Source organism: Mesorhizobium sp. WSM3224, assembly GCF_000427725.1.
In the GTDB taxonomy this organism is placed as follows: domain Bacteria; phylum Pseudomonadota; class Alphaproteobacteria; order Rhizobiales; family Rhizobiaceae; genus Mesorhizobium.
Window position 1 is genome coordinate 219,962 of record NZ_ATYO01000007.1, and the last position, 21,742, is coordinate 241,703.

Genomic DNA, 21,742 nt, shown 5'->3' on the forward strand with positions numbered 1-21,742 from the left:
TGGCGCGCCTTTCCTCTACCGTCGATCGGGGGAGAGCGACTATCTGGGGTGTCAAGTTGCAATTGCGAGCTCGTTGCGCGCATCGCGTGCTTTTGCATTGAGGATGACCAGGAGTTTTCTGGCGAGTGCGATGCGGATGAGCATTTTTGGCTTTCCCGCCTGTTGCAACCGTTGCGCGAAAGCTTTGAGATGAGGATCGAATTTGGCCACGATGGCTGCGACGATGAAGAGGATGCCGCGCGGCCCGGCGCGTCCGCCTCGCACATGCCTGTTGCCGGTGCGCTTGCCGCTATCGTTGGCGAAGGGAGCGAGGCCTGCCAGCTTGGCGATGGCCTTGTTGGAGATGAGGCCGATCTCGGGCAGTTCGGCCATCAGGCGGGCGACGGTGCGTGCGGCCACGCCCTTGAGCGAACGAAAGGCCCGCTCCAGCCTGGCCCACAGCGGATCGTCATCGATCATCGAGGCAATCTCGCCTTCCAGGCGCCGTTGCTCGCGCTTGAGGAAGGCCAGCATCGCCTCGATGCTGGCGCATACCTCGGCGTCGCGTGCGGCACTTCTGCGCTGCTTGTTGATGGTCGCATCGCCGACAATCTGGCAAAGCCGGCCAACCAACGCGGCAAGCCGCTGCTGGGCAGCGCTTGGCGGTGGCGTCGGCACCGTGTTCTTGACTGCGCCGTAGTGGGCGATGACAGCGGCGTCGATCCTGTCGGTCTTCTCAAGATAGCCCATCGCCTCGGCGAAACGGCGCACGCTCTTGGCATTGACCACGCCGCACGGCATGTCGTGCGCCCACAACAGCATGAACCCCAGCCGTTCATAGCCGCCCGATGCCTCCATCACCGCAAGGGCTGCGCCATGGCTGCGGCAGAACAGCCAAAGAGCTGCGATCCCCGCCGCGTCGTTGGCGAAGCGCGCTGCCGCTCCGCCAGGCCAGACATGCGCGTCCAGCCAATCTTTCGAAACATCAACTCCACAAATAATCCTGTTCACGGTAACCTGCCTTGTGCGTACGGTTGGAACCAAGCGACTGTTCGGTCGTGCGTGATGAAGGCGAAGATCCCAAGCTCTCCCGCGGCTGTAACCTCAGGTGGTACGGGCGACTTCGCCAAGCCAAGGTCGCCCGGACCTTGGCTCAATCGCTCTAATCCCACGAAAGCTCTCTCGTGTAGATACAAGGTGGCTCGGCGAAGCCGAGACGGAGTGGGGGTCGACCAGCGCTACATTGGATAATGCATGCGCCAAGCTGCCCGAAGGTCCAATGAGGGGCGGCGCCGACCTTGGTGGTCAGAGTCCGAGTTCTCGGCGCAATTCCTCGGCACTGTTGATCACGATCGCTCCGTCCGGGCCTTCCATCGGCGCTTCCGGCCAGAAGATCGTCTTCATGCCGGCTGCCAGCCCGGCCGTGGCGCCGGTCACGCTGTCGTCGACCGCGACTGCATCCGCCGGGTCGACGCCGGCCAGATAGGCCGCGCGCAGGAAAGGCTCGGGGAAAGGCTTGCCTTCGATCACGTCGTTGCGGCTCACCGTGCGCATGCCGGGATAGATAAGCCCTACGGCGTTTAGATTGGCGTCGACGATCAGTCGGTCGGAATTGGACACAACCGCCTGCTCGACGCCGAGCGCGCGCAATTCGTTGAACACCTCGATCGCGCCGGGGCGTGGCTTCAGCGTTTCGGCCAGCGGCAGATAGTGATCGTATTTGCGCACGATCCAGTCGTCGAAGGGCAGCGCGAGACCGAACTCGTCGCGCAGCATCTCGTAGACCGGCCATGCGGCGATGCCCAGCACGCGCTGGTGCAGGTCGACCGGCGGCGCGACGCCGACGCTGCGCAGCGCCGCCACCAAAGCGGCCTCGTGCAGCGGCTCGCTGTCGACCAGCGTCCCGTCCATATCCCAGAAAACGGCTTTCGGCGTCATGCGCGGCTCCCTTCGCCGATCCCCTTAGTCGGTTTCCCGATGGAGATAAACCTTCCGGCCGGCAAATGGTTGGACAAGCGACGGATAGATCCTTCGGAAGCCTGCGAGGCTCCCAAGCAATTGCTCTTTCGATAGACAATTGCGCGCGGGCATATTCGCTGTAAGCTAGGGCGCCCGTTTTAGCGTTGAACGGGCTGGGAGGCAGGACGTGAATTCGCGACAGGAACCCGGCAGCACCAGGTTGGACGACGCCGCGCGCGCCGGCTGGCTTTATTATGTTGCCGGCAACACGCAGGACCAGATCGCCGCCAAACTAGGTATTTCCAGGCAGACGGCGCAGCGCCTGGTATCGCTCGCCATGTCGGAGGGTCTGATCAAGGTGCGGGTCGATCATCCGATCGCCAACTGCCTCGACCTTGCCGCGCGGCTGAAGTCGCGCTTCGCGCTCGACCTTGTCGAAGTGGTGCCGAGCGATCCGACCTCGTCCTCGACGACGATCGGCATTGCCGAGGCCGCCGCCGCCGAGATCGAACGCCGGCTGCGATCGTCGTCACCCATCGTGATGGCGATCGGCACCGGGCGCACGCTGAAGGCGGCGATCGAGCAGCTGCCGCCGATGGAATGCCCGCAGCACAAGGTGGTGTCCTTGACCGGCAACATCTCGCCCGATGGCTCGGCCGCCTTCTACAACGTCATCTTCACCATGGCCGACCGCGTCAAGGCAAGGTCCTTCCCGATGCCGCTGCCGGTCATCGCCTCCTCGCCGGAGGAGCGCGAGATGCTGCTCAACCAGCCCATGATCCAGCCGACCCTGGCGCTGGCCGGAGAGGCCGATGTCACCTTCGTCGGCATCGGTGACCTCGGCCCCAGGGCGCCGCTCTATGAGGACGGCTTCATTTCGGAAAGCGAGTTGAAGGCGCTGCAGAAGGCCGGCGGCATCGCCGAGATCGTCGGCTGGGTCTTCGATCGCGAAGGCCGCATGATCGAGGGCATCACCAACGACCGTGTCTCCTCCGCCGCGCTGCCGTCGCGGGAAAAGTCGCTGGTCATCGCTTTGGCCATGGGCGAACGCAAGCTGCCGGGCATCCTGGCGGCCGTCAACCGCCGGCTGGTCAACGGCCTCATCACCGATGAACGGACGGCCGAAGCCCTGCTCGCCAGCTGATTGCCGATTAAAAGAGCCGGCTATTGCGAGCGGCCGCGTGGATCGTTGCCATCGAGAAAGCCCATGTCGCGCTGCAGATGCTCCGACAATTCCCGGACATCGATATGGCCGCGTCGGCGGCCCGAAAACCGCGAGAATTCCTGCGCCAGCATGAAAAACCAGCCGCGTACCGGGGTTGAAACGAGTTTTTCCTGAACCGTGACCATGATCTTCAGCCTTCGCCATGCTTGAACTGTATTGATCGTCGACCCCAAATATCGGGTTGGCCGGTTCGTGCTTCCAATTAAACCTCGATCATGACCCATAAGGAGGCCTTATGCCCGATCTCAGCTCTCCGCAGCTTGCGCCGCTGCCGCCGCTGCAGGCTATCCGGGTGTTCGAGGCGGTGGCCCGGCACCTGTCCTTCACCAAGGCGGCGCAGGAGCTGGGCATGACCCAGGCCGCGGCGAGCTACCAGATCAAGCTGCTCGAGGAACGCGTCGGCGCGCCGCTGTTCCTGCGCCGTCCACGGCAGATCGAATTGACCGAGCCCGGCCAGCGCCTGGCGCCCGCCGTCAGCGAGGCCTTCGCCATCCTGGGCCAGGCCTATGCCGCGGCGCGCGGCGGCGCCGACGGCCTGCTATGCGTCACCACCGTGCTGACCTTCGCCTCGAACTGGCTGGCGCAGCACCTGGGCGCGTTCCAGCTCGCCCATCCCGCGCTTGCCGTGCGGCTCGACACGTCGAGCCGCCTGACCGATTTCGCGCGCGAGGACGTCGATCTCGCCATCCGTTCGGGCGGCGGCAAGTGGCCGGGCCTGGAGGCGCACAAGCTGCTCGACGCTGATTTCACCCCGATGCTGAGCCCGAAGCTCGCCGCGAGCATTGGCGGCGTCAACGAGCCGGAGGACCTGTTGCGCTTGCCGATCCTCGACCCTGGCGACATCTGGTGGACGCAATGGTTCGAGGCCGCCGGCGTAAACGGGCATGACCTCGCCAAACGTCCCGGCTCAAGCATGGGCGCGCAGGCCTATGAGGCGAACGCGGCGATGGCCGGCCATGGCGTTGCGATCCTGACCCGTGCGCTGTTCAAGAACGAGATCGCCGACGGCCGCCTGATCCAGCCCTTCGAGCTGGTCGGCGATGACGGCCATGCCTATTGGCTGGTCTATCCGACGGCGCGCCGCAACGTGCCGAAGATCCGCGCCTTCCGCGACTGGATCCTGGCCGAGATCGCCTGTCCGTAGGCCAACAGCCCTCAGCTTCCTCCCCGAAAGAGCCCGGCCGCGCCGCCGGACCGGGGTCACGTCGCGTCATTTCTGCTGCGCCGCAGCATAGATTTCGGCTTGACATAATTCACACCAAGTGAGTAATTGCTCAAAGCCAAGGCAAATGCTCATCTTGGTTTAAGGGAGGAATTTGATGAAACTTCGCACGCTCACCCTGGGCCTGTTGTCGGCCAGCGCCCTTGCGTTCGCCGCGCATGCCGAATCCATCACCATCGCCACCGTCAACAACGCCGACATGATCCGCATGCAGACGCTGACGGACGACTTCGCCAAGGCGAACCCCGACATCAAGCTCAACTGGGTCACGCTCGAGGAGAATGTGCTGCGCGAGCGCGTCACCACCGACATCGCCACCAAGGGCGGCCAGTACGACGTCATGACCATCGGCACCTACGAGGTTCCGATCTGGGCCAAGCAGAGCTGGCTCCTGCCGCTCGACAAGCTCGGCGACGACTACGACGCCAAGGACATCCTGCCGGCCATTGCCGGCGGCCTTTCGGTCGACGGCAAGCTCTATGCCGCGCCCTTCTACGGCGAAAGCTCCTTCGTCATGTACCGCAAGGACCTGATGGACAAGGCCGGGCTGAAGATGCCCGACGCGCCGACTTGGGACTTCATCAAGCAGGCCGCCGACAAGATGACCGACCGCGCCAACGGCGTGAACGGCGTGTGCCTACGCGGCAAGGCCGGCTGGGGCGAGAACATGGCCTTCCTCACCGCCATGTCGAACTCCTTCGGCGCCCGCTGGTTCGACGAGAACTGGAAGCCGCAATTCGACCAGCCCGAATGGAAGAACACGCTGCAATTCTATGTCGACCTGATGAAGGCCGACGGCCCCGAGGGCGCTTCGTCCAACGGCTTCAACGAGAACCTGGCGCTGTTCCAGCAGGGCAAGTGCGGCATGTGGATCGATGCTACTGTCGCCGCATCCATGGTCTCCGACCCGAAGAGCTCGAAGGTCGCCGACAAGGTCGGCTACGCGCTGGCGCCCGACAACGGTCTCGGCAAGCGCGGCAACTGGCTGTGGGCATGGTCGCTGGCGATCCCCGCCGGCACCCAGAAGGCCGATGCCGCCGAGAAGTTCGTCTCCTGGGCAACCAGCAAGCATTACTCCGAGCTCGTCGCTTCCAAGCTGGGCTGGGCCAGCGCTCCTCCGGGAACGCGCACCTCGCTCTACGCCAATGCGGAGTACCAGAAGGCGGCGCCTTTCGCCAAGATGACGCTGGACTCCATCAACGCCGCCGATCCGACGCATCCGACGGTCAAGCCGGTGCCCTATGTCGGCGTGCAGTTCGTCGCCATTCCTGAATTCCAGGGCCTCGGCACCACCGTCGGCCAGCTCTTCTCGGCGGCACTTGCCGGCCAGTCGAGCGTCGACGATGCGCTGAAGCAGGCCCAGGACGCAGCCACCGCGGCGATGACCGAAGGCGGCTACATCAAGTAAGGCTCCTCCCGGTGCCGAATGCCGGTCGCGCATCATGACCGGCAGGTGGCCGCCCGAAACCCAGTTCGGGCGGCCACCCTTCAAAATCGGGAAAATTCTGGCGCAACACTGAAAATCCGGCTGACTTTGGGAGGGTGACCATCATGGCTACTCAGCAAACCCGTTCGCTTGCCCGTTTCATGATGGCCCCATCGGTCGTCCTGCTGTTTGTCTGGATGATCGTGCCGCTGGCCTTCACGCTGTGGTTCTCGTTCCAGCAGTACAATCCGCTCAATCCGATCCGCGATGGTTTCGTCGGTTTCTCCAATTACGCGCTGTTCTATTCCAACCCGGCCTTCCTGCAGTCGATCCTCAACACGCTCACCATCGTCGTCAGCGTGCTGGTCATCACCGTGGTCGGCGGCATTCTGCTCGCGCTGCTTATAGATCAGCCGATGTGGGGCCAGGGGATCGTGCGCATCCTGGTGATCTCGCCATTCTTCGTGATGCCGCCGGTCGCCGCCCTGGTGTGGAAGAACATGATCATGCATCCGCAATACGGTGTCTTTGCCGATATTGCGCGCTTCTTCGGCGCCGAGCCGGTCGACTGGTTCGGGCAGCATCCGCTCACCGCGATCATCATCATCGTCGCCTGGCAATGGCTGCCCTTCGCGACACTGATCCTGCTCACCTCCCTGCAGTCGCTCGACGGCGAGCAGAAGGAAGCCGCCGAGATGGACGGCGCCGGCTTTGTCAGCCGCTTCATCTACCTGACGCTGCCGCATATGTCGCGCGCCATCACCGTGGTCATCCTGATCCAGACGATCTTCCTGCTCTCGGTCTATGCCGAGATCCTGGTCACCACCAATGGCGGCCCGGGCTACGCCTCCACCAACCTGCCCTTCCTGGTCTACCAGAAGGCTCTGCTGGAGTTCAAAATCGGCCAGGCGTCGGCCGGCGGTGTCATCGCCGTCATTCTCGCCAACATCGTTGCCTTCTTCGCCATGCGCGCCGTCGGCAAGAACCTGGACAAGTAGGAGGATAAGATGGCACGCGCAGTCACCACCCAGCACAAGACCATTGCCACGGCCGCGGCCTGGATCGTTGCCCTGCTGATCTTCTTTCCGATCCTTTACACCATCATCACCTCGTTCAAATCGGAACAGGAAGCGATCCAGGGCTTCAACCTGATCCCATCGGGAACCTTCGAGAGCTATTCGGAGGTCCAGGCGCAGAGCGGCTACTTCAAGTTCTTCTTCAACTCGGTGCTGCTCTCGGTCGGCTCGACCATCCTGGCTTTGCTGGTCGCCATACCGGCTGCATGGTCCATGGCCTTCTCGCCGAGCAAGCGTACCAAGGACATCCTGATGTGGATGCTGTCCACCAAGATGATGCCGGCGGTCGCGGTGCTGTTTCCGATCTACCTGATCTTCCGCGACACCGGCCTGCTCGACAGCCGCATCGGCCTGATGATCATGCTGATGCTGATCAACCTGCCGATCGTGGTGTGGATGCTCTACACGTATTTCCGCGAGATCCCGGGCGAGATCCTCGAAGCGGCGCGCATGGACGGCGCCTCGTTATGGAACGAGATCATCTACGTGCTGACGCCGATGGCGGTGCCGGGCATTGCCTCGACCATGCTGCTCAACATCATCCTGGCCTGGAACGAAGCGTTCTGGACGATCCGGCTCACCACCACCAACGCAGCACCGCTCACCGCCTTCATCAGCTCCTTCTCAAGCCCGCAAGGCCTGTTCTGGGCCAAGCTGTCGGCGGCCTCGACGCTGGCGATCGCGCCGATCCTGATCATGGGCTGGTTCAGCCAGAAGCAGCTGGTGCGCGGCCTGACCTTTGGCGCCGTGAAGTAACAGCACCGCCAGGCAGCGGACGACGAAAACGATCCCCGGGAGGAAACCATGGGAAACATCACGCTCAAGAACGTCTCCAAGTCCTTCGGGTCGACGACGATCATTCCGAACATCGACCTCAGTATCGAGGACGGCGAGTTCGTCGTGTTCGTCGGCCCGTCCGGCTGCGGCAAGTCCACGCTGCTCCGGTTGATCGCCGGGCTCGAGGACACCAGCGGCGGCATCATCAGCATCGATGGCCGCGACGTCACCGGCGAGGCGCCGGCCAAACGCAAGCTCGCCATGGTGTTCCAGTCCTATGCGCTCTACCCGCATATGACCGTCGCCAAGAACATCGCCTTTCCGCTCAAGATGGCCGGTGAGGACCAGGCGACCATCGACAAGAAGGTGAAGGACGCCGCCCGCATCCTGAACCTCACCAACTATCTCGAGCGTCGTCCGGGCCAGCTCTCGGGCGGCCAGCGCCAGCGCGTCGCCATCGGCCGCGCCATCGTGCGCCAGCCTTCGGCCTTCCTGTTCGACGAGCCGCTGTCGAACCTCGACGCGGCGCTTCGCGGCACCATGCGCCTGGAGATCAGCGAGCTGCATCATCAGCTGAAGACGACGATGGTCTACGTCACCCACGACCAGGTCGAAGCCATGACCATGGCCGACAAGATCGTCGTGCTCAATGCCGGCAACATCGAACAGGTCGGCTCGCCGATGGAGCTTTACAAGACGCCGAAGAACCTCTTCGTCGCCGGCTTCATCGGCTCGCCCAAGATGAACATGATCGAAGGCGCGCCGGCGGAAAAATACGGCGCCAAGACCATCGGCATCCGGCCCGAGCACGTCAATATCTCGACCACAGCCGGCGACTGGAAGGCGACGGTGGGCGTTGCCGAGCACCTCGGCTCCGACACCTTCCTGCATGTCCAGACGGATGGCATCGGCACGATCAATGTGCGTGCCGACGGCGAGGTTGCGGTCAAGCATGGCGACACCGTCTACCTGACTCCCGACAAGTCCAAGCTCCATCGCTTCGGCGCCGACGGCAAGGCGCTGGCCCAGTGAGGATGGAACAGTGAGGTTGAAAGGCAAATCGGCGCTGATCACCGGGTCGGCGCGCGGCATCGGCAAGGCCTTCGCCGAAGCCTATGCGCGCGAAGGCGCGACGGTGGCGATTGCCGACATCGACCTCGAAGCGGCGCAAACGACGGCCAAGGCGATCGGTTCTGCGGCTTACGCGGTCCAGCTCGACGTCACCGACCAATCCTCGATCGAGGCGGCGGTGAAGGCGGTCGAGGCAAAGGCCGGCGGCCTTGATGTACTGGTCAACAACGCGGCGATCTTCGACCTGGCGCCGATCGTCGAGATCAGCCGGGCGAGCTACGAAAAGCTGTTCTCCGTCAATGTCGCCGGCACGCTGTTCATGTTGCAGGCCGCCGCCCGCTCGATGATTGCGCGTGGCAAGGGCGGCAGGATCATCAACATGGCGAGCCAGGCGGGCCGGCGCGGCGAGCCGCTGGTCGCGGTCTATTGCGCCACCAAGGCGGCCGTCATCTCGCTCACCCAGTCGGCGGGGCTCGATCTCATCAAGCACCGTATCAACGTCAACGGCATCGCGCCGGGCGTCGTCGACAGCGACATGTGGGACCAGGTCGACGCGCTGTTCGCCAAATATGAGAACCGGCCGAAAGGCGAGAAGAAACGGCTGGTCGGCGAAGGCGTTCCCTACGGCCGCATGGGCAAGCCGGAGGACCTCGCCGGCATGGCGGTCTTCCTCGCCAGCGACGAGGCCGAATACATTGTCGCCCAGACCTACAATGTCGATGGCGGCCAATGGATGAGTTGACGGAGATGGGTTGAGGGGGAGGCGCTTCTCTCTTTCCTCCGGAGAAGACGCCGCGAGGCAGGTGGGGGGCAGCATACTGGAACACCAGGTGCTGCCCCTCATCCTCGCTCTCCCGAAGGAGGCGGAAACAGTCGGGCTGCAGATCGGCCAAAGGGTAAAATGAGATGACCGTGAAACTCTCGTCCTCGAACCTCGCCAGGCTGCCGGCCAAGGTCGCCGGTCCGAAATATGACCGCTCCGCCTTGAAGGCAGGCATCGTCCATTTCGGCGTCGGCAACTTCCACCGCTCGCATCAGGCAGTCTATCTCGACGACCTGTTCGGCGCCGGCGAGGGCCATGACTGGGCGCTGATCGGCGCCGGCGTGTTCGAAGGCGAGAAGATCGGCCGCGCCAAGCTCGAAGAGCAGGATTGGCTGACCACGGTCGTGGAGCAGGACCAGGGCCATATGAGCGCCCGCGTCACCGGCGCGATGATCGATTTCCTGACGCCCGGCGACGCGGCCGCGACCATTGCGCGGCTTGCCGACCCGGCAATCAAGATCGTGTCGTTGACCATCACCGAAGGCGGCTATTTCATCGATCCGGCTTCCGGCAAGTTCAACCCGGCCCATCCCGACATCGTCGCCGATGCGCAAGCTGGCGCGGTACCGAAAACCGTCTTCGGCATCATCCTCGCCGGGCTGCTGCGCCGGCGCGCCGACGGCATCGTGCCGTTCACCGTCATGTCCTGCGACAACATCCCCCACAATGGCCATGTCACTTCCGACGGCGTCATCGGCCTCGCCCGGCTGATCGACGAGGACCTTGCCAAATGGGTGGAGGACAAGGTCGCGTTCCCGAACGGGATGGTCGACCGCATCACGCCCGCCACCACCGACCGCGAGCGAAAAATCCTGGCCGACGATTTCGGCCTGGAGGACAATTGGCCGGTATTCTGCGAGCCGTTCAAGCAATGGGTGCTGGAAGATCACTTCACCGCTGGCCGCCCGGCGCTGGAGAAGGTCGGCGTGCAGTTCGTCAAGGATGTCTCGCCTTACGAGCTGATGAAGATCCGCATCCTCAATGGCGGCCACGCCACCATCGCCTATCCGGCCGGGCTGATGGACATCCATTTCGTCCATGAAGGCATGCAGGAGCCGCTGGTGCGCGCCTTCCTTGCCAAGCTCGAGCATGACGAGATCATCCCGACCGTGCCGCCCGTGCCGGACACCGACCTGGAGGAGTATTACCAGCTCATCGAGCGCCGCTTCTCCAACCCGAAGATCGGCGACACCATCCGCCGGCTTTGCCTCGACGGCTCCAACCGCCAGCCGAAATTCATCATCCCGACGATTGCCGACCGGCTGAAGGCGGGCAAGGGCGTTGCCGGTCTCGCGCTGGAATCGGCCCTGTGGTGCCGCTACTGCTTCGGCACCACTGACAGCGGCGCCATCATCGAGCCGAACGATCCGAGCTGGGACCGCATGCAGGCGACCGCGAAGGCGGCCAAGGACGACCCGAAGGCCTGGCTGGCGATGGAGGACATCTATGGCGATGTCGGCCGCTCGCCCGTCTTCGCCGAGGCCTTCACCCATGCCTTGAAGGTCCTGTGGGCGAACGGCGCGCGCGAAACCCTGACGCGCTATCTCGCTGGCAAGCTCTAAAAACACCGGAAGCATGCCGCGATGACGCCTGAGCTGGTCATCTTCGACTGTGACGGCGTGTTGGTCGACAGCGAGGCGCTTTCGGTCTCGGCGCTGCTCGGCATGATCGAGCTCGCCGGCGGCACCGTCTCGGAGGACGCCGCCTACGAGCATTTCCTCGGCAAGAGCATGAAGAGCGTGCGCGAGATCCTCGGCCGCGATTTCGGGGTCGAGATCAGCGACCGGCACCTGACCGCCATGCGCGTCGACCTGATGCGCAAATTCCGCGAGGAGTTGAAGCCGATCGCCGGCGTCAAGGAAGTGTTGCCGAAGCTCGGCCGGCCCTGCTGCGTCGCCTCGTCCGGCACACTGGAACGCATCCGCTACGCCCTCGACGTCACGGGCCTGCTCCCGCTGCTCGAACCGCATCTCTTCAGCGCCACGATGGTCAAGCGTGGCAAGCCGGCCCCCGACCTTTTCCTCCATGCCGCCGCCAGCATGCGGGCGCATCCGCGCGATTGCCTGGTGATCGAGGACAGTCCCGCCGGCATCGCCGCCGCCCGCGCGGCGGGCATGCGCGTCTTTGCTTTCGCCGGTGGCTCGCATGCGTCCAACCCCGCCCTCAAGGCGCGGCTTGCGTCGACGGAGCCGGACTTTATATTCGCTGACATGCTGCAATTGCCCGATCTGATTGCAGGCCTGGGAGCGAGAGTAAAAGCATCTTGACGAAAAGCTTTGTTTGCGCGGTCGATGTCGGCACCGGGAGCGCTCGCGCGGGCATTCTCGACTCCGAAGGCAACCTGCTCGGCCGCGCCGATCATCCGATCGCCATGCATCAGCCCAAGCCCGATCACGCCGAGCACGATTCGGAAGATATCTGGTCGGCGGTGTGCAAATCCGTGCGGGACGCTCTCCAGAAATCCGGCGTCGCCGCCACAGACGTCGCCGGCATCTCTTTCGACGCCACCTGCTCGCTGGTCGCGCGCGACAGGCAGGGCGGCCAGCTCAGCGTCTCGGTCACCGGCGAGAAGCGCTGGGACACGATGGTTTGGCTCGATCATCGCGCCATTGCCGAGGCCGATGAGTGCACGACGAGCGGCCACGCCGTGCTCGATTACATCGGCGGCGTGATGTCGCCGGAGATGGAAACGCCGAAGCTGATGTGGCTGAAGCGTCACCTGCCGAAGACATGGAATGAAGCCGGCTATCTATTCGACCTCGCCGATTTCCTGACCTGGAAGGCATCAGGCTCGCTTGCCCGCTCGCAATGCACGCTGACGGCAAAATGGACCTATCTCGCGCATGAGGAAAGAAGCTGGCGGCGCGATTTCTTCGAGCTCGTCGGCCTCGGCGATCTGTTCGAGCATGGCAATCTGCCGGAAAAGGCAAGTCCGGTCGGTGCCGATATCGGTCCGCTGACGGCTGGGGCCGCGGCCGAACTTGGCCTGACCGAAAAATGCCGCGTCGGCGCCGGGGTCATCGACGCCTATGCCGGCGCGCTCGGCGTTCTGGGCGGCTTTGCCGGCGACGAGAAGAACATCAGCCGGCATCTGGCGCTGATTGCCGGCACATCGTCCTGTGTCATGGCGATGTCGCTCGACCCGCAGCCCTTTGCCGGCGTCTGGGGCCCCTACTACGGGGCGGCGTTGCCGACGCTGTGGCTGTCGGAAGGCGGCCAGTCGGCCACCGGCGCGCTGCTCGACCACATCATCCGCTGGCATGGCGCCGGTGGTGAGCCGGACGCGGCCATGCATATGAAGATCGCCAGGCGCGTTGCCGAGCTGCGCGCCGAGGACGGCGATGCGCTGGCGGCGCGGCTGCATGTGCTGCCGGATTTCCACGGCAACCGTTCGCCGCTCGCCGATCCGCATGCGGTCGGCGTCATCAGCGGGCTGACGCTCGATTCCTCCTTCGACAGCCTGTGCAAGCTATACTGGCGTACCGCCGTCGGCATCGCGCTCGGCGTGCGCCATGTGCTCGAGGCGCTGAACGAGAACGGCTATCTGATCGACACGCTGCATGTCACCGGCGGCCATACCAAGAACCCGCTGCTGATGGAGCTCTATGCCGACGCCACCGGCTGCACGGTGGTCGAGCCGCTGGCCGACGAGGCCGTGCTGCTCGGCACCGGCATGGTGGCGGCGACCGCCGCCGGTCTCTATGGCGATCTCAACGCGGCCTGTGTCGCCATGCAGCAGGGCGGCAGGACGCGCGCGCCCAACAAGGCCGCCGGCGCCCGCTTCGACCGCGACTACCGGATCTTCCTCGAAATGCACCGCCAACGGCAGGCGCTCGACGCGATCAATTAACTTGTTTGCGCAGCGACGCGCCGGTCTCCGCGTCGAACAAATGGATGCTTTCCTCGTCGAACGTATAGCGGACAGGCGCGCGCAACTCCGGACATTCGCGCGCCGGCACCAGCGCGCTGATCTCCTTGCCGCCCGAGCCGAACGTCACCAGCGCATCATTGCCGTGGAACTCGATAAGATCCGCCGTGCCGAGCAGCAGATTGCCGCCCGCATCGCGACTTGCCGTCTTTAGGTCCGGAGGCCGGATGCCGAGCACTGCGCGCTCACCGTGCTGCAGATGGAATCCCTGGCCCTCGATCGAAAGGACCGTTCCGACACCGTTCAGCGACCACCCCCTCTCGGCTCGGCCGACCGTGACTTCGATAAAGTTCATGTTCGGCGTGCCGATGAAGCCGGCTACAAACAAATTACCGGGACGGCGATAGATTTCCGCCGGCGAGCCGATCTGCTCGATCACGCCGTCCTTCAAAAGCACGATGCGGTCGGCGAGCGTCATCGCTTCGAGCTGGTCGTGCGTGACGTAGACGGTCGTCGTCTTCAGCGACTGGTGCAGCCTGGCGATCTCGACGCGCATGTGGTTGCGCAGCTTCGCGTCGAGGTTGGACAGCGGCTCGTCGAACAGGAACACTTTCGGCGTCTTGATCATGGCGCGCGCGATCGCCACGCGCTGTTGCTGGCCGCCGGAAAGCTCGGTCGGCTTACGGCCGAGATAGGGCTCCAGCCCGAGTGTCCTGGAGACCGCCTCGACCCGCTTCTTGATCTCGGCCGCCGGCACCTTCTGCCGCTTCAGCCCAAAGGCGATGTTGTCGAAGATGGTCATATGCGGATAGAGCGCGTAATTCTGGAACACCATGGCGATGCCTCGGTCGCCCGGGTCGAGATCGTTCACCACCTTGCCGCCGATCGACACCTCGCCGCCGCTGATGTCCTCCAGCCCCGCCAGCATCCTGAGCAGAGTGGACTTGCCGCAGCCGGACGGGCCGAGGAACACGACGAATTCGTGCTCCTCGATCGAGAGGTTGAGGTCGCGGATGACGGTGGTGGCGCCATAGGCCTTGTCGACATGCGAGCAAACGATCGCGGACATCCCTTATCCCTTCTCGCCGGTAAGCAGGATCTGCAGCTTGACGTCCTGCGGCTTGCCCTCGGCGGCGCGCTCGAACGCCTGGATGCTTTCGGAAAAATCGTAGGTGCCGGTGATCAGCGGCTTGAGGTCGACCTTGCCCGAGGCGATGAGCTGCAGGGCGCGGTCGAAGATGTTGGCATAGCGGAACACGGTCTCGATGCGCACTTCCTTGGAGATCGCCGCGGGCACATTGAGCTCGACTGCCTCGACCGGCAGCCCGACCAGCACCACCGCGCCGCCCGGCCGCACGATGTCGAACAGATTGGCGAAGGCCTTCGGGCTGCCGCTCGCCTCGAACACGATATCGGCGCCCCAATTGTCGGTCGTGGTCCGCACTGCATCGACCAGCGACTGCTCGCCGATATTGACCGGCACGATGCCGGGATACTGGGCGGCGATCTCCAGCTTGGGCGCGGAGAAATCGGAGATCAGCACTTTCGCGCAGCCGCCCGCCAGCGCGGCCAAGGCGATCATGATGCCGATCGGGCCGCAGCCGACGACGACGGCGACGTCGCCGGGCACGATGCGGGCCCGCGCCGCCGCCTGCATGCCGATGGCGAAGGGCTCGACCATCGCGCCCTCGGCGAAGGAGACATTGTCCGGCAGCTTGTAGGTGAAGGCCGCAGGATGAACGGCTTGAGGAGCGAGCACCCCATGCACCGGCGGCGTTGCCCAGAAGCGGACGTCCGGGTCGACATTGTAGATGCCGAGCTTCGTCGCGCGCGACGCCAGGTTCGGCACGCCGGGTTCCATGCAGACGCGGTCGCCGATCTTCAGGCTGGTGACATTGGCGCCGACCTCGACGATCGTGCCTGACGCCTCATGGCCGAGCACCATCGGCGCCCGCACGATATAGCTGCCGATGGCGCCATGCGTGTAGTAATGCACGTCGCTGCCGCAGACGCCGACGGTGTGGATGGCGATCCTGACATCGTCCGGCCCGACATCGAGCGGCAGCGCGATCTCGCGCAGCGACAGTTCGCCTTTTTTTTCAAGCACCAGTGCCCGCATCGGATATCCTCGCATCAACTTTTCTTTTGCCGGAAAACGGAATTCAGGAAGCCGCTCAAAATCCCGAGGAACAGCAGCGGCGGCAGCGACAAGAGCACGACCGAGGCATTGAGGATGCCCCAGGGTACGTTCATGCCTTGCTGCGACAGCTCGGAAGCGACGATCGGCAGGGTCTTGGCGTTGGAGCTCGACAGCATCAGCGCGATCAGGAACTCGTTCCAGACCAGCACGAAGCTGAAGGCGATGGCGCCGGCGAGCGAGCGTGCCGCGACCGGCAGCGCGATCCGCCAGAACACCGAATAGGCGCCGTAGCCGTCGACGAAGGCCGCTTCCTCGATCTCCTTCGGCACGCCCTGGAACGCCGGGATGGCGAGCCACATGATCACCGAGATGGTGAGCAGCGAGTAGGTGACGATCAAAGCCGGCAAAGTGTCGTAGAGCCCGACCTGCAGCCAGATCACCATCAGCGGAATGGCGACCGCCACCGGCGGCAGGAAGCGCAGCGACAGCACGAAGAACTGGATATCGCCGGCGAAGCGGTTGGGATAGCGCGCCACCGCATAGGCTGCCGGCAGGCCGAGCGCGACGCCGATCAGCACCGCCGAGCCGCAGGCGACGACCGAATTGTAGAGCCCGGTCAGCACGCTGTCGCGGCCGAGGATGTAGCCGATATTGGCGAGCGTCGGCGTGAATATCACCTTCGGCACGCGGGTGATGATGTCGACATTGTTCTTCAGCGCGTTGAGCGCCGTCCAGAGCAGCGGGAACACGGCCAGGAATCCGGCCAGCGCCAGGATGACCTTGGCGATCAGGCGGCCCAGTCTTATCGGATACAGCTTCATGCCTGCACCCGCTTCCACAGCATGGTGAAGGTGATGACCGTCGCGATCATCATCAGCACCGCCATTGCCGAAGCGTAGGAGACCTTGCCGGACTCGATGAAGCCTTGCGAGAAGGCATACATGTCGAGCGTCTCGGTCGCCACGCCGGGCCCGCCGCGCGTCATCACATAGATCAGGTCGAAGGAGCGCAGCGATTCGATCATCTTGACGAACATCAGGCTGATCAGCGGCGCTTTCAGCATCGGCAGGGTGACATAGGCGTGGATCTGCCAGCGCTTGGCGTGGTCGAGCCGCGCCGCCTCGATCGGCTGCGGCGGCAATGTCTCGAGGAGCTTCAGCACGATGACGGCGAAGAACAGCCCCCATTGCCAGACATCCACCGACGCCACGGCAAACAGGGCCGTCGCGGGCTTGGACAGCGGATCGAAGATCAGTCCGCCGGTGACGAGCCGGTAGGGATAGGTGGCGATGCCGTAGAGCGGATGATAGGCGAACTTCCATACGAAGGCCGCCGATACGCGCGGCAACAGCACCGGGATGATGAACAGCAGGCAGTAAAAATTGCGCAGGCGCGGCGAGGCGGCCTCGAACATCAGCACGCCGAGCCCGATCGCCACCGCCATCGTCGCCACGACGGTGACGATCTCCCATTTCACCGAAACCCAGACGGCGTTGAGGAAACGGCGGTCGAGGAAGAGGTCGGCGAAGTTCGAGAACCAGACCCAGGAATAGCCGGTCATGCTCAATTCGCGGTTCTGCAGCGCGATGACGATGGCATAGAGCGTCGGCACCATCGACAGCACCAGGAGGATGGCGAGGGTGGGAACGAGAAATGTGACCGGCAGGGAAGAGCGTCGGCGCATTGCCTATCCTCGATATAGCGGATGCATTCGGGTCGCTGGCGGGGACCCGTGGCGCGCAGGCCCCGGCACTCCGACGAGTGCCGCGGGCCGCGCGCCACGGGCGGGAGGATTACTTCTTCTTCACCAGTTCGTTGGCGTAGGCCTCAAGCTCGTTGAGACCGCCTTTGACGTCGGTGCGCGTGCCGGTCACCAGCTCCTCGAGGATGATGCCCCAACGGTCGCCGAGATCGGGCCAGCGCGGATCCTGCCAGAAGTTCACCGCCGTCACTTTGCCGGTATCGGCCAGCGCCTTGCCGAGATCGGCGCCGTAGATGTCGGCGAATTCCTTGCTGGACAGGATGCTGGTGCGGTTGAGCTCGCCGAACTGGTGCGCGTCGAGCCGGCGCTTCTCGTTCTCCTTCGAGGTCGCCCAGGCGATGAACAGGCCGGCGCACTTCTTCGAGGCGTCGTCCGCATTGGCCTTGGTGCCGATGGCCAGCCCATGACCGTAGCCGCCGCCCGGCAGCGGCGAGGGCGGCGGCAGGAAGCCGACCTTGCCGACCACCTGCGAGGTCTTGGGATCGACCGCCATGCCCGACAGCGGCGTCGATTCGACCAGGATGGCGACCTGGCCGGAGAGGAAGGCGCCGGTCGATTCATCCCAGCTTCCGGTCTGCGTGCCCGGGGCCGAGTCCTTGAACAGCTTCAGATAGGTTTCCGTCGCCTTCACGGCGGCATCCGAATTGAAAGCCGGCTTGTCGCCGTCGAACCACTTGCCGCCATAGGCCTTGAAGAACGGCATCCAGCGCCAGACATTGGCGCCCGAGCCGCGCGCGCCGCGCAGCGCGATGCCGTACATGCCCTTGTCGGGGTCGTTCAGCTTCGCCACGTCGGCGACCAGCTCTTCCAGCGTCTTCGGCGGCTGGATGCCGGCGGCCTCCAGCACGTCCTTGCGGTAGACCATGAGGTCGCCGCCGCCGGTCAGCGGCGCGAACCAGACCTTGCCGTCGTAGGTGGCGACCTTCTGGCGGCCCGGATCGAAATCGGCGAAATCGTATTCAGCAGGATAATAATCGGTCAGCGGCGCGATCCAGCCCGAGGAGGCGAACAGCGCGACATTGGCCTCGTCGACATAGTAGACGTTGTAATTGCCGACGGTGGAAGCGTCGGCGCGCGACTTGGCGCGGCGATCGTTCTCGTTGAGGTAGTCGATCTGGAACGAGGCGCCGGAGAGCTTCTTGAACTCGTCCTTGGAATCCTCAAGAAGCGTCAGCCCGTCGCGCGGCTGCGCCAGCACCTTGACCGGCGCCGGGCAGACCGGCGCCTGCGCCAGCGCCGCGGTTGATACGGAAGCGGTAAGCACGAACGCTGCGCCAAGGCTGGCAGCGAGCCGATATGTTTTCATTGATTTTTCTCCTCCAGGAAAGCTCGCGGGAAGCGGAGGTCCTCGGGCTAGGCGATCCTCACCGTCGCCCTTGTGACCTGCCACCCGCCGCCAAAATGAGCGGTTGGGAAGAGCGAGACTAGAAGCCCCGTTGCAGCAGACATGTACTTTTATGCATTGTGCAGCGCAAAAAACGGCACTGGTAGAGTCTGCCCGTCACACGAGTATCAGTGCTATCAGGAGTAGCCGATCAGGCCCGCAGCGTCAGCCGTTGCCGTGACAGCTTGCGATAGGACGACGGCGTCATCTTGTGCTTGCGCAGGAAGGCGCGGTTGAAGTTCGAGATGTTCATGTAGCCGACCTGGAAGCAGATGTCGGTGATCGCGATATCGGTGTCGGCGAGCAGCTTGCAGGCCTGCCAGAGCCTCAGCTTGGCGACATGGTCGCTGAAGGAATTGCCGGTGTTCTTCTGGAAGAAGCGCGAAAAAGTGCTTTCGCTCATGCCGGCCAATGCCGCCACGTCCGGCAGCTTCAGGTCTTCGGCGAAATGCTGGAACAGATAGGTCAGCGAGCGCTGGATGATGTCCAGTGACTCGGCGTCGAGCAGCGGAGAGAAGTCAGGTGACGACAAAAGCTCGTATTCGTCGGTGGCAGCCAGAAGGTCGAGCAGTTCGAGGAACAGGCGGAACCTTGTCAGCCCTTGCACCTCACCCATTCTTTCCATCAGTCCGGCGCCGTCGAGCGCGGTGCGGCCATGGAAGACCATGCCGCGCAGCGAGCGCTCCAGGAACGGCTCCAGCTCACGCAGCTCCGGCAGCAGCCCGGCCGAGCCGCGCAGCCGCTCGGGGTCGAACTGCAGCACGATATCGCGGCCTTCGATCAGCTCGCCGGGCTGCACCGCCGTCACCCAGTCATGCGGTAGGCCGCCGCCGACGATGGTCAGGTAGCCCGGCCCGAATTCGCCGATATGGTCGCCGACCAGCACGACGCCGGACGATTTCCTGAGCAGGTGGATTTCGTATTCGGGATGAAAATTCCAGACATTGCGCTCCCACGGATAATCGTCCAGCCGCCACAGGAAACTGTCGCTCGCCTCGGTCACGATGTGCTCGAAGGCGGGCGCCGTGCGCGGGATCGCGGCCGTGTTCTTTCTGCGTCTGAACGGCATCCATTCCTCCCGGCATGGTGCGCCGGCTGCCGCACATGCCTGGGCATCCGTAGCAGCCCAAGGGCGGCAAATGAAAGAGGCGCCGAGGAAACCCGGCTCCGTCTGGATCAATCGCTACCCGGCCCTCCTCCCTTGCCAACATGTCGCATTTCGTTCACAAGGCGACGCAAATGGCGCCATTTCGCGCCGTTGCTGTGCGGCTTCCGGTCCTTTGGCCGACGCGCCGTGTTCTGAAAGAGCGGAACAATGTCTGCGGTCGAAACCGGCGCTTGCGTGCCGGAAAACCTTTGGCGTCAGGAAATCAGGGCGACGATCGCGCTCGCCTGGCCGATGGTGCTCACCAATCTCGGTCAGACCGCCATGACCGCGACCGACGTCATGATGATGGGCCGGCTGGGCCCCGATACGTTGGCCGCCGGGGCGCTCGGCTCCAACCTCTATTTCATGCCGATGATCTTCGGCTTGGGCCTGATGCTTGCCACCTCGCCGATGATGGCGACCGAGCTCGGCCGCCGCCGCCATTCGGTGCGTGACCTGCGCCGCACCGTGCGCCAGGGCCTGTGGCTGGCGATACTGATCTCCCTGCCGATATGGATTTTCCTCTCGCATGGCGAAGAGGTGCTTTTGGCCATGGGCCAGAAGCCGGAACTCGCGCATCAGGCTGGCATCTACCTGCACTGGCTGCAATGGGCCGTGTTGCCCTTCTATGGCTACATTGTGCTGCGCTCCTTCATCTCGGCGCTTGAGCGGCCGGGCTGGGCGCTGATCATCGTTTTCGTCGCGGTCGCCTGCAACGCCTTCTTCAACTGGGTGTTCATGTTCGGCAATCTCGGCGTCAAATCGATGGGCATTGCCGGCTCGGGTCTCGCCACCACTTTGTCCAGCGCGCTGATGTTCGTCGGCATGGCGGCCGTGGTGATGCTGGAGAAGAAGTTCCGCCGCTATCGTCTGTTCGGCCGCTTCTGGCGCTCCGACTGGCCGCGTTTCCGCGGCCTGCTCAGGCTCGGCCTGCCGATCGCCGGCATCCTCGCCTTCGAGGTGACGATCTTCAACGCGGCGGCCCTGCTGATGGGCCTGATCGATGCGGATTCGCTGGCAGCCCATGCGATCGCCATCCAGATCGCCTCGATCTCCTTCATGGTGCCGCTCGGCCTCAACCAGGCGGTAACCGTGCGCGTCGGCCTGGCGCATGGCGCCGGCAATCCGGAAGGTGTTTCGCGTGCCGGCTGGACCGCCTTTGTCATCGGCGTCTCGTTCATGGCGCTGATGGGCTTGGTGATGATCCTGTGGCCGCATGCGCTGATCAGTGCTTTCATCGATCTCGCCGACCCGGCCAATGCCAGGGTGATCGCGCTTGCCGTGTCGTTCCTGGCGTTCGCGGCGCTGTTCCAGATCTTCGACGGCGCGCAGGCGGTGGCCGCCGGCATGCTGCGCGGCCTGCACGACACCAAGGTGCCGATGATCTATGCCGCGATCGGCTATTGGGGCGTCGGCCTGCCGCTCGGCGTGCTGCTTGCCTTCCATTTCGGCTTGAACGGCGTCGGCATCTGGATCGGCCTGGCATCGGGACTGGCCGTGGTGGCGGCACTGCTGCTGGCGCGCTGGCTGCGTCGCGACCGCATCGCGCCGCCGCCAGTGTTCAGGCATTAAAAAGCACAAGCGGCCGTCGGTCCGGCGGTTGTTGTGTCCCAACATTGGGGCGCATCGGACGTCGCCTTCGGAACCGTCGCAAAACGTCCCCAAGCGCCATCTCCGGACGCCTGCCATCGAGGAGATGAACATCGCATATGGGGCCGTTAACGGCCTGGCAGCTTTCAGGATGACTGGCAAGAAGCCTACCGTTGCGTCCAGCGTTGCGCGGACCGCTTTGCGCCAAAAGCGGTCATTGATGTTAGTTCCGCGCCAAAGGCGGACGAGCTCGTAAGCGATTGAAGCAACCGGTGGCAGTCATTTGCACGAGT

The 21,742-nt window shown here is 64.1% G+C and carries 20 protein-coding genes; 11 read left to right on the forward strand and 9 right to left on the reverse strand.

The genetic code is table 11. The features are described from left to right. Nucleotides 1-51: 51 nt before the first annotated feature. Together YU3_RS0115135 and YU3_RS0115140 are read right to left on the reverse strand one after the other, a co-directional pair. Entirely contained in the window at nucleotides 52-990 is a 939-nt protein-coding gene (locus YU3_RS0115135; RefSeq protein WP_027167049.1) for an IS110 family transposase, read from the reverse strand. A gap of 294 nt (nucleotides 991-1,284) precedes the next feature. Then, nucleotides 1,285-1,917, reverse strand: a complete 633-nt coding sequence (locus YU3_RS0115140) for an HAD family phosphatase (RefSeq protein ID WP_027167050.1) — start codon at nucleotides 1,915-1,917, stop codon at nucleotides 1,285-1,287. A 208-nt stretch (nucleotides 1,918-2,125) separates the two neighbouring features. Here YU3_RS0115140 and YU3_RS0115145 point away from each other — a divergent pair, with 208 nt between their 5' ends. Then, nucleotides 2,126-3,082 (forward strand): sugar-binding transcriptional regulator, encoded by a 957-nt coding sequence (locus YU3_RS0115145; RefSeq protein WP_027167051.1) that lies wholly within the window; start codon nucleotides 2,126-2,128, stop codon nucleotides 3,080-3,082. A gap of 20 nt (nucleotides 3,083-3,102) precedes the next feature. Here YU3_RS0115145 and YU3_RS0115150 read toward each other — a convergent pair whose 3' ends face one another. After that, nucleotides 3,103-3,288, reverse strand: a complete 186-nt coding sequence (locus tag YU3_RS0115150) for a hypothetical protein (RefSeq protein ID WP_027167052.1) — start codon at nucleotides 3,286-3,288, stop codon at nucleotides 3,103-3,105. A gap of 110 nt (nucleotides 3,289-3,398) precedes the next feature. On the opposite strand from YU3_RS0115150, the gene YU3_RS0115155 reads away from it, so the two are divergent. From YU3_RS0115155 to YU3_RS0115200, 9 genes are all read left to right on the forward strand, one after another. Further along, nucleotides 3,399-4,307 carry a LysR substrate-binding domain-containing protein gene (locus YU3_RS0115155; protein WP_027167053.1) on the forward strand — a complete coding sequence of 303 codons (909 nt, stop codon included), beginning with the start codon at nucleotides 3,399-3,401 and terminating at the stop codon, nucleotides 4,305-4,307. 175 nt (nucleotides 4,308-4,482) lie between these two features. Continuing rightward, nucleotides 4,483-5,793 (forward strand): sugar ABC transporter substrate-binding protein, encoded by a 1,311-nt coding sequence (locus tag YU3_RS0115160; protein ID WP_027167054.1) that lies wholly within the window; start codon nucleotides 4,483-4,485, stop codon nucleotides 5,791-5,793. A 143-nt stretch (nucleotides 5,794-5,936) separates the two neighbouring features. Next, the gene (locus YU3_RS0115165) at nucleotides 5,937-6,809 is read left to right on the forward strand and encodes a sugar ABC transporter permease (protein WP_027167055.1); all 873 of its coding nucleotides are present in this window, start codon (nucleotides 5,937-5,939) and stop codon (nucleotides 6,807-6,809) included. Between the two features lie 9 nt (nucleotides 6,810-6,818). After that, a complete protein-coding gene (locus YU3_RS0115170; protein ID WP_027167056.1) occupies nucleotides 6,819-7,643 on the forward strand; it encodes a carbohydrate ABC transporter permease in 825 nt (274 codons plus the stop codon). A gap of 48 nt (nucleotides 7,644-7,691) precedes the next feature. Next, entirely contained in the window at nucleotides 7,692-8,696 is a 1,005-nt protein-coding gene (locus YU3_RS0115175; RefSeq protein ID WP_027167057.1) for an ABC transporter ATP-binding protein, read from the forward strand. Between the two features lie 10 nt (nucleotides 8,697-8,706). Further along, nucleotides 8,707-9,477 carry an L-iditol 2-dehydrogenase gene (locus YU3_RS0115180; protein ID WP_027167058.1) on the forward strand — a complete coding sequence of 257 codons (771 nt, stop codon included), beginning with the start codon at nucleotides 8,707-8,709 and terminating at the stop codon, nucleotides 9,475-9,477. Nucleotides 9,478-9,641: 164 nt separating this feature from the next. Then, complete coding sequence (locus tag YU3_RS0115190) at nucleotides 9,642-11,120, forward strand: mannitol dehydrogenase family protein (RefSeq protein ID WP_027167059.1); 1,479 nt, start codon at nucleotides 9,642-9,644, stop codon at nucleotides 11,118-11,120. Between the two features lie 21 nt (nucleotides 11,121-11,141). Further along, a complete protein-coding gene (locus YU3_RS0115195; protein WP_027167060.1) occupies nucleotides 11,142-11,825 on the forward strand; it encodes an HAD-IA family hydrolase in 684 nt (227 codons plus the stop codon). Beyond that, the gene (locus tag YU3_RS0115200; RefSeq protein ID WP_027167061.1) at nucleotides 11,822-13,408 is read left to right on the forward strand and encodes an FGGY-family carbohydrate kinase; all 1,587 of its coding nucleotides are present in this window, start codon (nucleotides 11,822-11,824) and stop codon (nucleotides 13,406-13,408) included. The genes YU3_RS0115195 and YU3_RS0115200 overlap by 4 nt, the downstream gene beginning before the upstream one ends. On the opposite strand, the gene ugpC is transcribed toward YU3_RS0115200, so the two are convergent. The 6 genes from ugpC to YU3_RS0115230 all read right to left on the reverse strand — a co-directional run bounded on the left by ugpC (nucleotide 13,401) and on the right by YU3_RS0115230 (nucleotide 19,781). Next, entirely contained in the window at nucleotides 13,401-14,495 is a 1,095-nt protein-coding gene (gene ugpC / locus YU3_RS0115205) for a sn-glycerol-3-phosphate ABC transporter ATP-binding protein UgpC (RefSeq protein WP_027167062.1), read from the reverse strand. The genes YU3_RS0115200 and ugpC overlap by 8 nt on opposite strands. 3 nt (nucleotides 14,496-14,498) lie before the next feature. Beyond that, nucleotides 14,499-15,545 carry an NAD(P)-dependent alcohol dehydrogenase gene (locus YU3_RS0115210; protein WP_027167063.1) on the reverse strand — a complete coding sequence of 349 codons (1,047 nt, stop codon included), beginning with the start codon at nucleotides 15,543-15,545 and terminating at the stop codon, nucleotides 14,499-14,501. A 14-nt stretch (nucleotides 15,546-15,559) separates the two neighbouring features. Then, on the reverse strand, nucleotides 15,560-16,387 hold the full coding sequence (locus YU3_RS0115215) for a carbohydrate ABC transporter permease (protein ID WP_245273509.1): 828 nt from the start codon (nucleotides 16,385-16,387) through the stop codon (nucleotides 15,560-15,562). Next, on the reverse strand, nucleotides 16,384-17,250 hold the full coding sequence (locus YU3_RS0115220; RefSeq protein WP_027167065.1) for a sugar ABC transporter permease: 867 nt from the start codon (nucleotides 17,248-17,250) through the stop codon (nucleotides 16,384-16,386). The genes YU3_RS0115215 and YU3_RS0115220 overlap by 4 nt, the downstream gene beginning before the upstream one ends. A 109-nt stretch (nucleotides 17,251-17,359) precedes the next feature. Then, complete coding sequence (locus YU3_RS0115225) at nucleotides 17,360-18,634, reverse strand: extracellular solute-binding protein (protein ID WP_027167066.1); 1,275 nt, start codon at nucleotides 18,632-18,634, stop codon at nucleotides 17,360-17,362. 229 nt (nucleotides 18,635-18,863) lie between these two features. Further along, complete coding sequence (locus tag YU3_RS0115230) at nucleotides 18,864-19,781, reverse strand: AraC family transcriptional regulator (RefSeq protein ID WP_036258531.1); 918 nt, start codon at nucleotides 19,779-19,781, stop codon at nucleotides 18,864-18,866. 246 nt (nucleotides 19,782-20,027) lie between these two features. Here YU3_RS0115230 and YU3_RS0115235 point away from each other — a divergent pair, with 246 nt between their 5' ends. Further along, nucleotides 20,028-21,431, forward strand: a complete 1,404-nt coding sequence (locus YU3_RS0115235) for an MATE family efflux transporter (RefSeq protein WP_027167068.1) — start codon at nucleotides 20,028-20,030, stop codon at nucleotides 21,429-21,431. Nucleotides 21,432-21,742 lie beyond the last annotated feature (311 nt).